This window comes from Alteribacillus iranensis (genome assembly GCF_900113025.1).
In the GTDB taxonomy this organism is placed as follows: domain Bacteria; phylum Bacillota; class Bacilli; order Bacillales; family Marinococcaceae; genus Alteribacillus_A; species Alteribacillus_A iranensis.
Genome location: NZ_FONT01000001.1, coordinates 801,881 through 816,058, shown reverse-complemented (window position 1 = coordinate 816,058; position 14,178 = coordinate 801,881). Strand labels below are relative to the sequence as shown.

Genomic DNA, 14,178 nt, shown 5'->3' with positions numbered 1-14,178 from the left:
ATCCTATACATTCTCCACTTTAAAATCTTCTTTAGATTGTTCGAATTTAAGGAGGTCTTCTGAAACCGGTTGAATGTACTCAATGTTGTATTTTTTGTCCGCCAGTTTTTGCCGCACTTCTCTTTCCGATTCTGCTTCTACGAATAGAGAGCGTGTATTTTCTCTTACAGGTACTTCTGAGAAGTTTTCTTGATAAAAAACTTTGTAAATCATAACTCTTATCTCTCCTCTTTCTGTTCTTCTTTGTATATCGCTGTATTGGAAAGGGACGGCGCTTACTTTCGCAAGCAGCACATCCCAACAATCACTACATTCGATTCTTCTTATTTTTCATTATAAGCTACTACTATTATTAATTCGATGAATTAGTATGAAACGACAAGATAATGAAATATTTGGGTCCGGCAAGTATTCAATTAACAAATTGTAATCGATTTACAAGTTTTTTTCAACAGAACAGAAGGAGAGAGCTGTTTAGGCAGGCAAGTACCGGTTTCTTGGAAGCAGGTCACGACAGCGTCTTAATAGGCGTCTTCGCCATTTTCTAGACATAACCAAACTCCTTTCTCATTCACGACGTCTTCAAATAGACGCTTCGCTTTTTTAGTGTGCCTCCTCTCGATTCGTTCCTATCAAGTAATTACTGGAAAGCATAATGAATAATAAAATTCAAAGTTATGTTAAAATAACAGTAGAAACAAAAATGATTAGACATGGGGGATAACATGAAGAAACCATCGATTGTATTTTTTGATATTGATGGAACGTTGTATACGGAAGAAATGACACTTCCGCCATCTGCGAAACAGGCAATACGGGAGCTGAAAGAAAAAGGGGTTTACGTCGCAATAGCAACAGGGAGAGCACCGTTTATGTTTGAATCATTAAGAAGAGAGCTTGAGATTGATACCTTTGTAAGTTTTAACGGTTCCTATGTTGTGGTGAATGGAGACGTCATAATGAAGCAGCCATTAGACCGTAAAACAATCTCAGAATTACAAAAGGCTGCCTACCAAAAACAGCATCCAATGGTATTTTTAGATCATCAACAAGCAGCAGCTGATATAGAAGGACATGAACATGTAGCAGAAAGTTTACACTTTTTAAAAATGCCCTATCCGCCAGTCAAAAAGGATTTTTATTTAAATAATGATATTTATCAAGCATTATTATTTTGTGACGAGCGAGAGGAAAAAACATATAAAGGACTTTTTGAATCGCTTCATTTCATAAGATGGCATCGCCGATCTCTTGATATACTTCCTGCTGGAGGGTCAAAAGCAAACGGCCTCCGTGCTGTCGCGAATCATTTAGGGTATACGATGGATGAGACTGTGGCTTTTGGGGACGCCTTAAATGATATAGAAATGTTACAAGAAGCTGGAATAGGGGTAGCAATGGGAAACGCATTAGAAGAAGTGAAAAAAACAGCGGATATGGTAACGGCACCTGTCCATGAAAATGGAGTGCGCACAGGGTTAGAACGTCTGGGACTGTTGTGATTAAAAAAGATGCCTCCGTAATTGGGGACATCTTTTTTAGATTGCTTGTACTATTCTATAGCTTTGGAAGTTCTTTCTTAAACTTGCCTTTATAATCGTCAATGCGATCATAAAACATAATGCCGTTTAAATGGTCCAATTCGTGTTGGAAGACAATAGCTGGTAAACCACGCAATCGCAACGTTACTTTTTCATTTTCCAACGTTGTCCCTTCCACTTTTATGCGCTTGTAACGAGGTACAATGCCGGGTACTTCCCGGTCCACTGAAAGACAGCCTTCTCCTCCTTCAATATGCGTTTCCTCAACAGAATGACTGATAATTCGTGGGTTAAAAAAACTATAGCTATATAAATTATCTTTATCATCCGTTACATGCATAGCAAATATCCGTTTCGTTATCCCGAGCTGAGGAGCTGCTAATCCTACTCCTGAACGTAAATTATATTTTTCTGCTATCTCTGGATCTTGACTATTTTTTAGAAACTCAAGCATTTTTTCGGCTGTTTCCCGATCTTCTTCAGAGGGCGGGAGACTTACTTCTTCTGCCATTTTACGCAAGGCCGGGTGCCCTTCCCGGACAATGTCTTTCATAGTGATCATCGATTCTTTCCTCCTATATGTCGCGCTGAAAAAACACGGTGTTTTTATCTAAAATTATAGTATAGCAGAAATTAAAATTACGCAAAAAAAAAGCGCCCCGCAAAAGGGACGCTGTTTTTATTATTTACAATCTTTATCGTGAAATTTTGAAGCTCCTACAATAATAAGCAGGATAAACAAGACAACGATCAAAGCAAAACCACCTGTGCGTGGGTGACCGCCGTATCCTCCAACAGGGCCTCCGCCGAAACCACCGACATCACCTTTGCTATAACCGCCGACAGGACCTCCGCCGTAACCGTTCGGTCCAAAATTATTGTTGTTATTGTTGCCCCACATACGTAAAAACCTCCTTTAAAAGTAACAAAGCACCTTCTTCAGGCATTTCCCTACATTTGTATGCAAGAACAATAGAAGAGACTGGGCGAATAACGAGGAGAAATGAAATAAACAGTTATGGTATGAATTGAATTACCGAATACGTTGTTTTAAAATGAAAAAGGTATAATTAGTAAAATTTCACAATAGATGGTGCGGAGTGACTGGGGAGGAGTCGGTTTTGTTTTTACTAAACAAGAAAAAATGGCAATCGGTAGGAATAGCTGGTTTATTATTAATTACTGGGGCCTGTGGCAGCCCAGAAGAAAAAGCCTACAATCAATTAGAAGAGGCGGCATCACAAGAAGCGTCCTTTCAAGAACAACAAGAACCTCTTATGAAGCATGAAAAAGAAGAACAAGAGCTTTACGAAGAAATGCTTTCATTAGACTTGGAGGATCATGAGCAGTTAGAAGAACTAGCAAACGAAGCTGTGTCACATGCTGAGGAACGTAAACAATTGACTGAAAAAGAGAAAGAGAGTATTGAAGCAGCGTATGAGGAGTTCCAAAAGGCTGAAGAGAACATGACAGAAGTCGAAGGGGCAAAAAAGGAAGCAGAAGCTGTGAGTGAAGCAATGAATCAACGGTACGACGCTTATCAATCGTTGTATGAAACATACACGTCTGCGCTTGAAGAAGATATAAAATTATATCAAAGCTTGACACAAGAAGATCTAACCTTAGATGAGCTTCAAAAACAAATAGATCAGACGAATGAAAAGTATGCTGAAGTTCAGGAACATAGAAAAACATTTAACACTCATACAGAAAAGTACAACGAAGCAAAAAAGTTGTTTTATGAAGCTGCAGGGTTCGAAGTGAGTGCAAAACCAGAAACGGATGAATCAAAAGAAGAGGAAAAATAATCGATAGACTGTTTTAAAGAGGGGATGGTTCTCTTTAGAGCAGTCTTTTTTATTTAAAAAATAGGAAATGGCCCGATTTCGAATAGTCGAACCGGCAATTGTGTTAACTGCCGAAGAAGGCGCTTTCATACCTATTAACTGTTTACGTTATTCACCTCATGATATATAACAGTTTTCTAAATGTGAATTTTATGTTGCAACAATTGACATAATAAAAAGGTTAAGATTAAAAGGTTGACGAGGGATTTGCTTATGATATATTCTAATTATTGTAAGAGGTTGTTACACTAAGTTTATGTATTTATTTGAAACAGTAAGCACTAAAAAAGAATGAGAAGAAAAGATTATCAAGTGGTGATGAAGGGTAATTAATCAGTAGTAGCATGAAGAAAAGTGTTGTTTTTAACAGAGATGGTTACCCTAGAAAGCAAGAAATGAATTCACGTAATCACCACTGGCTGCATCCATAGACGATGACATTATGTGTACAGAAAGGAAGAGGTGAGCACTTGTGGCTACCAAAACATTGGAGCAGATTGAGAATCAATTTGAAACATTTCAGATTTTGAATGAAAAAGGAGAAGTTGTGAACGAAGAAGCGCTGCCAGACCTCTCAGATGAGGAACTAGTAGAGCTGATGGAGAGAATGGTGTACACCCGCATTTGGGATCAGCGCGCCATCTCTTTGAATCGACAAGGGCGACTAGGATTTTATGCACCGGTTGCGGGTCAGGAAGCATCCATGCTTGGATCACAGTATGCCCTGGATAAAGAAGATTGGATATTACCTGGTTATCGCGACGTTCCTCAAATTGTATGGCATGGGTTGCCATTATACCAGGCATTTTTATATTCCAGAGGTCACTTCCATGGCGGTCAAATCCCTGAAGATGTCAATGTGTTGATGCCACAGATTATTATCGGAGCACAAATTGTACAAACCGCTGGAGTAGCTCTTGGGTTAAAGAGAAAAGGGAAAGAAAATGTAGCTATTACGTACACCGGAGATGGTGGTGCATCGCAAGGTGACTTTTATGAAGGCATGAACTTTGCGGGAGCTTACAACGCACCGGCTATTTTCGTCGTCCAAAATAACCAATTTGCAATTTCCGTCCCGGTAGAGCAGCAATCTGCCGCAAAGACTATTGCACAAAAAGCAGTGGCTGCGGGAATTCGCGGGCTGCGCGTTGACGGCATGGATGTGTTGGCGGTGTATGCGGCGACAAAAGAAGCACGTGAAAATGCCTTAAACGGCAACGGACCAACACTCTTAGAAAATGATTGTTACCGCTATGGTCCTCATACTATGGCTGGAGATGATCCGACAAGGTATCGTACCTCTGAACTTGATGATGAGTGGGAGAAAAAAGATCCAATTGTACGGTTCCGTAAATACTTAGAAGACAAAGGTTTATGGTCCGAAGATAAAGAGAACGAAGTAGTAGACAAGGCGAAAGAAGATGTAAAAGCTGCGATTAAGAAGGCGGATGAAACGCCGAAGCAGAAAGTGACAGATCTAATTGATATTATGCATGAAAAACTGCCTGCTAATTTACAGAAGCAGTTAGAAGAATATAGAGAGAAGGAGTCGGAGTAAGCTATGGCGCAAATGACAATGATTCAAGCAATCACTGATGCGATGCGTACGGAGCTAAAAAACGATGAGGATGTACTCGTTTTCGGGGAAGACGTTGGTTTAAACGGCGGTGTGTTCCGTGCAACGGAAGGATTGCAGGAAGAATTTGGGGAAGAGAGAGTGTTTGATACGCCGCTTGCAGAATCTGGAATCAGTGGGCTGGCTATTGGATTAGGGTTAACAGGATTCCGTCCTGTTATGGAAATCCAATTCTTTGGATTCGTATTTGAAACAATGGACGGTGTGGCAGGTCAAATGGCGCGTATGCGTTACCGTTCTGGAGGAAACTATCACTCTCCTATCACGGTTCGCTCTCCATTTGGAGGCGGTGTAAAAACACCGGAACTACATGCCGACAACTTAGAAGGTTTAATGGCTCAATCACCGGGTTTGAAAGTTGTTATCCCATCTACCCCTTATGATGCAAAAGGGTTATTGATATCATCTATCCGTGATAACGATCCTGTTGTATTTCTTGAGCATATGAAGCTTTATCGCTCGTTCCGTGAAGAAGTGCCAGAGGAAGAGTATACGATTGAATTAGGAAAAGCAGATATAAAAAGAGAAGGAAAAGATGTCACCATTGTTACGTATGGTGCAATGGTTCACACTTCTTTAAGAGCAGCAGATGAATTAGCAGAAGATGGCATTGAAGCAGAAGTAATTGATTTACGGACAGTTAGCCCTGTAGATATGGAGACCATCATAGAATCTGTTAAGAAAACAAACCGGGCTATTGTAGTACAGGAAGCACAAAGACAAGCAGGAATCGCAGCTAACGTCGCAGCTGACATTAGTGAAGAAGCTATCCTCCACTTAGAAGCTCCTGTATTGCGTGTGACAGCACCAGATACTGTTTACCCGTTTTCAGCTGCAGAAGACGTATGGCTTCCAGGTACGAAAGATGTTATTGAAAAAGCAAAAGCTGTTATCGACTTTTAATGAAATCCTTGAAGAACGCCGTACACATCACGGCGTTTTCCTTGGGAAATAGGGAAGTGTAAGACTGTAAGGGCACTGTCTCGTTCCAAACCGAGAGGACTCCTGTGACTAAATTCGAGGTTATGAACGGTGTTGTCTCAGGACGAACTTTCGAGGAGTGGGTGTGTGTTGTGTTGGTCAGGGCAATTCACTTTTCTAGTAGAATACAATTGCGGTACGGAGAGAGATGAGATAATAAAGGAGGCAAAATGAGTGGCTTTCGAATTTAAACTTCCAGAACTAGGTGAAGGTATCGTTGAAGGCGAGATTGTGAAATGGGCCATCAAAGAAGGCGACGAAATCAAAGAAGACGACACCCTCGTTGAAGTACAGAATGATAAATCAGTTGTAGAAATCCCATCGCCTGTAGAAGGTACCATAAAGGAAATTAAAGCAGAAGAGGGCAAAACAGTCGTCGTCGACGAAGTAATCGTCGTGATAGATGATGGCAGTGAAGACACTTCCTCTGAAGACAAGAAGGAAGAAGACAAGAAGGAAGAAGACAAGAAGGAAGAAGACAAAAAAGAAAAACAAGAAAGCAAACAAGAAGAACAAACGGAGACAACAGCAAACGAAGAGCCAAAAGAAGAGCAAGCGACGAAAGAAGAGAAACAAACAGATAATAAACGTGTAATCGCCATGCCATCTGTTCGAAAATTCGCCCGTGAAAAAGGCGTAAATATTCAAGAAGTAAAAGGCACGGGTAAAAACGGACGGATTTTAAAAGAAGACATTGAAGCATTCTTAGATGGTGGACAGGACGCGGAAACATCAGCAGATGGAAAAGACGAATCACAGGAAGAAGCACCAGCTGCAACTGCAACAAGTCAAGACACTGCTTCACTTGAAGAACGTGTTCCAATGAAAGGGATACGTAAGGCAATTGCCAAAGCAATGGTAAATTCTAAACACACTGCCCCTCATGTTACTCACATGGATGAAGTCGATGTAACAAATCTTGTAGCAAATAGAAAGAAATTCAAGCCAATCGCTGCTGAAAAAGACATTAAGCTTACGTATCTTCCATATGTTGTAAAGGCTCTAACGTCTGCGTTAAGAGAATATCCTGCATTAAATGCCTCCATCGATGATGAAAAGGAAGAAATTGTTTACAAAAAGTATTATAATATAGGTATTGCCGCTGATACAGAACAAGGACTTGTCGTTCCGGTCGTGAAAGAAGCCGATCGTAAATCTATTTTTATGATTGCTGATGAGATCAACCAACTCGCAGTCAAAGCGCGCGACGGTAAATTAACTTCAGAAGAAATGAAAAATGGATCTTGCACAATCTCTAATTTAGGATCCGCGAGTGGCCAATGGTTCACACCGGTCATTAATCATCCGGAAGTGGCAATCTTAGGTATCGGCCGCATAGAAGAAAAAGCAGTGGTACGTGACGGAGAAGTTGTCATAGCCCCTATGCTTGCTTTATCCTTAAGTTATGACCATCGTTTGATCGATGGGATGACAGCACAGCACGCGCTAAACCATGTGAAGCGCTTGTTGAACGATCCTGAATTATTAGTGATGGAGGGGTAGTAGAAATGGTTGTAGGAGATTTTCCAGAAGAAGTAGATACGCTTATTATAGGATCCGGACCAGGAGGATACGTAGCTGCTATTCGAGCAGCGCAACTTGGGCAAAAAGTGACCATCGTAGAAAAAGAAAGCGTTGGCGGCGTTTGTTTGAACGTTGGTTGTATTCCTTCTAAGGCTCTCATTCAAGCGGGACATCGTTTTGATGAAGTGAAGTCCGGAGGAGACGATCTGGGAATCACAGCTGAAAACGTAAGTATTGATTTTTCTAAAGTACAAGACTGGAAAGCAGGAATCGTTAAGAAATTAACTGGCGGTGTGGAATCTTTATTAAAAGGAAACAATGTGAATATAGTTAAAGGGGAAGCATATTTTTCAGATGAGAATTCTGTAAAAGTTTCCACGGATGAATACAATTCCCAAACGTATAAATTTAAAAATTGTATTGTAGCGACTGGCACACATCCTACAGAAATTCCTAATTTCAAATTTAGTGACCGCGTCATTCATTCGACGGGAGCACTCCAATTAAAAGAAATTCCTGAGAAACTGGTTGTAGTTGGCGGCGGATATATCGGAATTGAATTAGCCGGGGCATATGCAAATTTAGGTTCGGAAGTAGTTGTTCTTGAAGGCGAAAAACGCATTCTGACTGGATTTGAAAAACAGATGGCTCAGTTGGTTCAGCGTCGTTTGAAGAAAAAAGGCGTGAAATTCCATACGCAAGCCACCGCAAAAAATGTTGAGGAAACAGAGAACGGTGTGACAGTTACTGCCGAAGTAAAAGGAAATGAAAAGACTTTTGACGCGGACTATGTGCTTGTTTCGGTAGGACGTAAACCAAATACAGAAGAGCTCGGATTAGAGCAAATCGGAGTTGAAATGGATGATAAAGGTCTCATTAAAGTAGACAAGCAACTCCGTAGTTCAAAAAGTAACATTTATGCGATTGGTGATATCGTAGAAGGTCCACAGCTTGCACACAAAGCTTCTTATGAAGGAAAGATTGCAGCAGAAGCCATTTCAGGCCAAGCATCAGAAGTAGACTATATCGGTATACCTATGGTCGTGTTTGCTGAACCAGAGCTTGCGAGCGTCGGATATACTGAAAAGGAAGCGAAAGATGCGGGATATGAAGTTGAGGCAGCTAAGTTTCCTTTCCAAGCGAATGGACGTGCTTTAACATTAAATGACGCCGATGGGTTTATGAAGCTTATCACGCGAAAAGAAGATGGTTTGGTTATTGGCGCTCAAATCGCTGGACCAAACGCTTCAGACATGATCGCTGAGGCAGGACTTGCGATTGAAGCCGGTATGACAGCTGAAGATATTGCCATGACCATTCATGCTCATCCAACACTTGGGGAAATTACAATGGAAACAGCAGAAGTGGCACTAGGTACGCCTATTCACATTACGAAATAATAATTGATGACTAACAGCCGATGAAGAGAGTTAATCTCTTCATCGGCTGTTTTTGTTTCATTGAGTGAAAGGAAACGAAAGAAAGAACCAAACGTGCCCATGGATATCGTAAAGTAAACAATTCAAGGATGTTATCATGGGCTCAAGTTATTGGTCGAGTGAAAAGAAAATGTACGGGAAGTGAGAATTTTTTCTCTGCGTCCGTCTTTAACAGAGAACAAAGCGAGTTACTTCAAAGAAAACGTATATTTATCTATGGGTTATACGTTCTATTGGTAGTAGGAAGTTTGAAAAAGAGACAAGCCCCACAAAGGCAGGAGGGTAAAAGTTGTGTGGGGGAGCAAAAAGTCCAGCTCTAATTGGCTGGACTTAAATGGTGTATTATCTTTTAGGTGTGCCGACTTGTTCTTTTAATTTTTTGTTCTCTTTTTTTAGTTCATCTTTTTCTTTGCGAAGTTTGTTACGTTCTGCTTGGATCGAAGATTGATCAGCTAGCAATGCGCTTCTTTCCGCTTTAAAGGCTTTTAAGATAGAGATAACCATTAGCAGCATAATAATCGTAAATGGCAGAGCTGCAATAATCATGGCTGTTTCTAAACCAGCAAGACCACCAAAATACAGTAAAACAGCAGCGGCAGAGGATTGAATAATACCCCAAGCCATTTTTACAGAAGTAGGCGGGTTCAAACTTCCATTCGTCGTCTGCATACCTAATACAAAGGTAGCGGAGTCAGCGGATGTAACGAAGAAAGAGACGATAAGCAGTATGGCTAATGTCATCATTATTCCTGATAATGGAAACTGATCCAATAGGGTAAACAATGCAATCTCATCACCAAAATTGTTCATGACTTGATACAATTGTCCACTTAACGCATTATCAACAGAAATTCCGGTACCGCCAAAAACCGAGAACCAAAAAGCACCAAATATAGTCGGTACCGCTAACACTCCAACTACGAATTCTCTTATTGTACGTCCGCGAGAGACACGAGCAATAAATGTACCAACGAATGGTGACCAAGCTATCCACCATGCCCAATAGAAAATGGTCCAGCTTTCTAACCAACCTCTATCCCCGGCAAATGTGGCTGTACTGAAACTCATACTTGGCAGGTTTTGCAAGTAATGGCCGATGGTAGTCGTGAAGACGTCAAATATATAAACGGTTGGTCCTACAATAAGTAAGAATATCATTAGACCGATAGCTAAATAAACATTGGTCATACTTAATATACGAATACCGCGGTTAATACCCGTCCCAGCAGAAATCAGATAGAGCACGGTTATAATGGCAATGATGATCAGCTGGGTTCCAATGTTATTTTCAATAAAGCCTAATGTGTAACTTAAACCGCCAGTTACTTGGGCCGCACCTAAACCTAGTGAAGTTGCTACACCAAAGATGGTGGCAAAAACAACAATCACATTAATTAATGTACCAAGTGGGCCATCGACACGATCACCAAGAAGGGGGCGTAATACTGCACTGAGAACACCTGGTGCATCATGACGGAATTTAAAATAAGCTAATGATAAAGCGACAATAGAGTATATGGCCCAGGGGTGAACTCCCCAGTGGAAGAAAGAATACTGTAACGCTGCAGCCGCAGCAGCACTAGATTCAGGCTCTGAAACGGGAGGTCCGTAATAGTGATACAAAGGTTCAGCCACACCCCAGAATACAAGACCGATTCCCATTCCAGCCGTAAATAAAAAGGCGAACCATGTAAAATAATTGTACTCAGGTCTTTCATCAGGCTTTCCGAGGCGGATCTTTCCATAAGGACTCACGATTAAATAGAGAGCAAATATGACGAAGGCTGTGGCAGACAGCAAATAAAACCAGCCTAAATTTTTAGAGATGGCACCTTGAATGCTGCCGAGTACGGTTTCCGTATTATCCGGTGCCACGGTCCCCCAAATAATAAATATGAGGGCAATGAAAAATGAGATATAAAAAACAGGAGTTAATTTTTTCATCCCAGGCAATACCACCTTTCTCATCCTTATACTTTCCATGTTTCGATTAATTATCATGTAATTCCCGACCAATTATTCACGTAAGCATTTTTTCTTCTTCGATAGAGCCCTTAGCCTGATACCCTCTAAAAAACACAATGAACATTGTAACATCCCCCCCACCCGTGAAATCAAGGGAAAAACATAGGCATTGATATATACCCTATGTACGAAGAAACTAATCGATAATATAGATTATATTTAAACAATTAAAGCAACTTTTCCAATTTCTTTCCTATCGATTACCACTTTTCTCCACCAAACTTTGATAAAATTGGAAAGGAAATAAGAGTGGGGGGAGTAATGAAATGAAGATTTTTTATTCAATGGTTATCATACTATTATTGCTAGGAGCCTGCCAAACAACGGAAAAGACAGCAATGAATGAAGAGGAAACGGACAGAGAGAGTAACCGGGAAGTAACAGAAGTTGAGGAAAAAGATACGACAAAGGAGGAAGAACCAGAGAAAGAAAAAAGTAAAGAAGAGAATAATGAAGAAAAATACGAAATTAATAAGGCAAATTGGACGTTGGAACCAATAAAAGAGCAAACGGGGGAAAACACGTCCAAGGTGTTATTAACAATAGATGATGCACCGGATCAACATAGCGTGGCTATGGCAAAAATGTTAGCAGAAGAGGAAGTTCCTGCCATTTTTTTTGTGAATGGTCATTTTTTAAAGGATGAAGAAGGTAAAAAGCAATTAAAAGAAATAGCTGAACTTGGTTTTGAGATCGGAAATCATACTATGAATCATTCAAATTTGAATGAATTAACCGAGAAAGAAACAGAACAGGAAATCATTACATTGAATGACACGATTGAGGGCATTACTGGAGTTCGTCCCGTCTTTTTCCGTGCTCCATTTGGAGTGAATACCGATGTCTCCAAACAAATATTGAAAGAAGAAGATATGGTATGGATGAATTGGACATATGGGTACGATTGGGAAGACCAATATATGGACGCCGAAGCGTTAGCTGACATAATGGTCAATACTGAGCTTCTTCAAAATGGTGCAAACCTGCTCATGCATGACAGGGAGTGGACAAAAAATGCCCTTCCCTCCATAATAGAAGGTTTTCGAGAAAAGGATTATGAATTTATAGATCCGGATCAGATAGAAAGAAAAGAAGATGAAGATTAGTGGTATTGTGTCATACTATTTCCTATTGACTTCTTCAATATGTCATCATATTATAAACAATATAAATACGGATGCGTCAAGGGAGGAGTAAACAGGTGGGAACGATAGTATGTCAAGATTGTAACCGAACCATCGAACATTATGATGATCATAAAGTAACCATTCTTTACGCTTCAACATGTGAATCCTGTGAAAAAGAGAACAAATAGTTAATGATATAAACGATCAATCCCCTGTGTAATATGGCAGGGGTTTTTTTGTGTAAGGCATTAATACTGGGTATAATGAAAAGAGAAGCAGTAGCGAGAGGAGGAAAAACAGTGAGTGAATTACATATGCCTATTTCTATGGAATGGAGTAAAGAGGAAGTGATTGATGCAGTAAACTTTTTTCAAACGGTTGAAAGAGCTCACCATAAAGCTGTACCGCGGGAAGATATATTAGCCCTTTACAATCGTTTCAAAGAAATCGTTCCCTCAAAAAGTGAGGAAAAGCAATTGTTTCGAACATTTGACGAGCGCGCTGAAGTTTCGTGTTGGCAGGCTGTCCAAGCGGCCAAAAAAGCAGAACCTGGCGAAAAAGTAAAATTGTAGGCTCAACAGTTGTCCGTCTTTGTATGTCCGAATACGGAACTTTCACGAATGACATGCTTCGCTCGCCTTCCACAAGGAGCTGTATCAAAAGATATTTTTCAGTTGCCAAGCACTCCATCTCTGCCACAGGTATAAGTGCGACATCCATTTGCGAACAGAGAAGAAGTTCATGTAATTGTTCGACCGAACCACAAGATTAAGAGCTTTAATAAGAGATACAGTCCTTTGTAAATAGGCGAGCATGTTACTTTTTTTAGCGAGTAATTGCACGCTGGGCTTCAGTATAAAATGGAACTAACGTTTCGAACGTACGTTTAGCCTCTTCTAAAAAGGCTTCTCCATCTTTTAATAGAGGGTGACCTTTCTCAAAGTGCTTCCCTAGTAAAAATTCTCCTTTTTTTACATCTCTAAATCTTTCTAAGCCTGCGATTAGTTCCTGTTCTTCGATATGCTTCAGAACTAAGGACTCTTTTTTAGTATGGTCAAGAGAGATGCGGTAATCCTCAGGTAATGCCATCATATCATTTGATGTATGGAGTAATGCTTCTGCCGCTTTCTCTTTATCAGGCATTTCGTAGATGAAAGCGAGCCATATAAAGACATGATCATCAAATAAACCGACTTGGAAATGAGGGTGCTTTTTATACCCTCGTTTATCATCTGCAACCGCTAACCAAGTGTCATTAGGTGGGTTCTTTGTACGTCTCGCGTGCTTGGCAATGTGGAGAAACATTTCTTTCCCAAGCATAAGAGACAATTCTTCTCTTAAATAAGCTCCGATTTCTTGAAATTTCGGCTGGATTCTCTCCTGGATAGCGCTCATTCTAGTTTCTAATCCATCGAGATGAAAAGTATCAAAATCCGTTTTTTGGAATCCCTGAAACGTCATGAGTTGGTCTCCTTTCCATATGCTCACCTTTGATATTATCATAAGTGATCAATATGTCGAAAAGCAAATGGTCCTTGCGCTGAAAGTTATCGCATATTTTTCTTTTTTTAATAAGTACCAAAAATTTATAGTTTGTAATTAAAAAATTTTATGGTATAATATTCAAACAAACTATCAGAAAATTTAGTTTGTTCAAACGTGATGAAGGGGTCAATGAAAAACCGTTTTTGTTTTAGGAGTATCACTATTACACATCCACCGTTTCTCTTCCAGCAAAAGATACTTCCCAAACAAAAGCAATAATCAAAGAAGGGGTGCATGGCCATGGAACAAGTAATCCAGACATTTAAACAGAAAAATGCGGGAGAAAGACTTCCAGTAGTGCGGCTGGAAATTGACTATGAACTTGTCAGTTTACATGATGCAATGCAGGCCGGAGACCTCGAGGAAATGAAACATAGTAAAGAGAGATTGCAATTATTGCGAGAAGAATGGCTTAGGCTGACGAAGCCTGTACCTTTGTAGAACTTGGCATTATTTATAGGTATTCCTTTATAAGCGATGTATTTGACTGGCTGGGACAACCAGCCAGTTTTT

At 40.2% G+C, this 14,178-nt stretch carries 15 protein-coding genes; 10 read left to right on the top strand and 5 right to left on the bottom strand.

The features are described from left to right. Positions 1-3: 3 nt before the first annotated feature. Entirely contained in the window at positions 4-213 is a 210-nt protein-coding gene (locus BM095_RS04035; RefSeq protein ID WP_091657710.1) for a DNA-dependent RNA polymerase subunit epsilon, read from the bottom strand. Between the two features lie 512 nt (positions 214-725). On the opposite strand from BM095_RS04035, the gene BM095_RS04030 reads away from it, so the two are divergent. Next, a complete protein-coding gene (locus tag BM095_RS04030) occupies positions 726-1,502 on the top strand; it encodes a Cof-type HAD-IIB family hydrolase (RefSeq protein WP_091657707.1) in 777 nt (258 codons plus the stop codon). A gap of 55 nt (positions 1,503-1,557) precedes the next feature. Here the strand turns inward: BM095_RS04030 and def are convergent, their stop codons facing one another. Both def and BM095_RS04020 read right to left on the bottom strand, forming a co-directional pair. Continuing rightward, on the bottom strand, positions 1,558-2,103 hold the full coding sequence (gene def / locus BM095_RS04025) for a peptide deformylase (RefSeq protein ID WP_091657704.1): 546 nt from the start codon (positions 2,101-2,103) through the stop codon (positions 1,558-1,560). A 120-nt stretch (positions 2,104-2,223) separates the two neighbouring features. Then, positions 2,224-2,442: a YjcZ family sporulation protein gene (locus BM095_RS04020; RefSeq protein ID WP_091657701.1), complete on the bottom strand. Its 219-nt coding sequence runs from the start codon at positions 2,440-2,442 to the stop codon at positions 2,224-2,226. 220 nt (positions 2,443-2,662) lie between these two features. Here BM095_RS04020 and BM095_RS04015 point away from each other — a divergent pair, with 220 nt between their 5' ends. From BM095_RS04015 to lpdA, 5 genes are all read left to right on the top strand, one after another. Further along, on the top strand, positions 2,663-3,349 hold the full coding sequence (locus BM095_RS04015) for a YkyA family protein (RefSeq protein ID WP_177194677.1): 687 nt from the start codon (positions 2,663-2,665) through the stop codon (positions 3,347-3,349). A gap of 511 nt (positions 3,350-3,860) precedes the next feature. Beyond that, on the top strand, positions 3,861-4,946 hold the full coding sequence (gene pdhA / locus BM095_RS04010; protein WP_091657696.1) for a pyruvate dehydrogenase (acetyl-transferring) E1 component subunit alpha: 1,086 nt from the start codon (positions 3,861-3,863) through the stop codon (positions 4,944-4,946). A gap of 3 nt (positions 4,947-4,949) precedes the next feature. Then, a complete protein-coding gene (locus tag BM095_RS04005) occupies positions 4,950-5,927 on the top strand; it encodes an alpha-ketoacid dehydrogenase subunit beta (protein WP_091657694.1) in 978 nt (325 codons plus the stop codon). 252 nt (positions 5,928-6,179) lie between these two features. Continuing rightward, on the top strand, positions 6,180-7,508 hold the full coding sequence (locus tag BM095_RS04000) for a dihydrolipoamide acetyltransferase family protein (protein WP_091657691.1): 1,329 nt from the start codon (positions 6,180-6,182) through the stop codon (positions 7,506-7,508). A gap of 5 nt (positions 7,509-7,513) precedes the next feature. Next, the gene (gene lpdA / locus BM095_RS03995; protein WP_091657689.1) at positions 7,514-8,929 is read left to right on the top strand and encodes a dihydrolipoyl dehydrogenase; all 1,416 of its coding nucleotides are present in this window, start codon (positions 7,514-7,516) and stop codon (positions 8,927-8,929) included. Positions 8,930-9,310: 381 nt separating this feature from the next. On the opposite strand, the gene BM095_RS03990 is transcribed toward lpdA, so the two are convergent. Beyond that, positions 9,311-10,912 (bottom strand): glycine betaine uptake BCCT transporter, encoded by a 1,602-nt coding sequence (locus BM095_RS03990; RefSeq protein ID WP_091657940.1) that lies wholly within the window; start codon positions 10,910-10,912, stop codon positions 9,311-9,313. 347 nt (positions 10,913-11,259) lie between these two features. Between BM095_RS03990 and BM095_RS03985 the strand changes: the two genes are divergently transcribed. The 3 genes from BM095_RS03985 to BM095_RS03975 all read left to right on the top strand — a co-directional run bounded on the left by BM095_RS03985 (position 11,260) and on the right by BM095_RS03975 (position 12,692). Then, entirely contained in the window at positions 11,260-12,099 is an 840-nt protein-coding gene (locus tag BM095_RS03985) for a polysaccharide deacetylase family protein (RefSeq protein WP_091657686.1), read from the top strand. A 95-nt stretch (positions 12,100-12,194) separates the two neighbouring features. Further along, entirely contained in the window at positions 12,195-12,308 is a 114-nt protein-coding gene (locus BM095_RS03980; protein ID WP_091657683.1) for a GapA-binding peptide SR1P, read from the top strand. 111 nt (positions 12,309-12,419) lie between these two features. Next, entirely contained in the window at positions 12,420-12,692 is a 273-nt protein-coding gene (locus BM095_RS03975; RefSeq protein WP_245757795.1) for a UPF0223 family protein, read from the top strand. Between the two features lie 253 nt (positions 12,693-12,945). Here BM095_RS03975 and BM095_RS03970 read toward each other — a convergent pair whose 3' ends face one another. Then, positions 12,946-13,581 carry a YktB family protein gene (locus tag BM095_RS03970; RefSeq protein WP_091657676.1) on the bottom strand — a complete coding sequence of 212 codons (636 nt, stop codon included), beginning with the start codon at positions 13,579-13,581 and terminating at the stop codon, positions 12,946-12,948. Between the two features lie 324 nt (positions 13,582-13,905). On the opposite strand from BM095_RS03970, the gene BM095_RS03965 reads away from it, so the two are divergent. Continuing rightward, a complete protein-coding gene (locus BM095_RS03965; RefSeq protein ID WP_091657673.1) occupies positions 13,906-14,106 on the top strand; it encodes a hypothetical protein in 201 nt (66 codons plus the stop codon). The last annotated feature ends 72 nt before the right edge of the window (positions 14,107-14,178 follow it).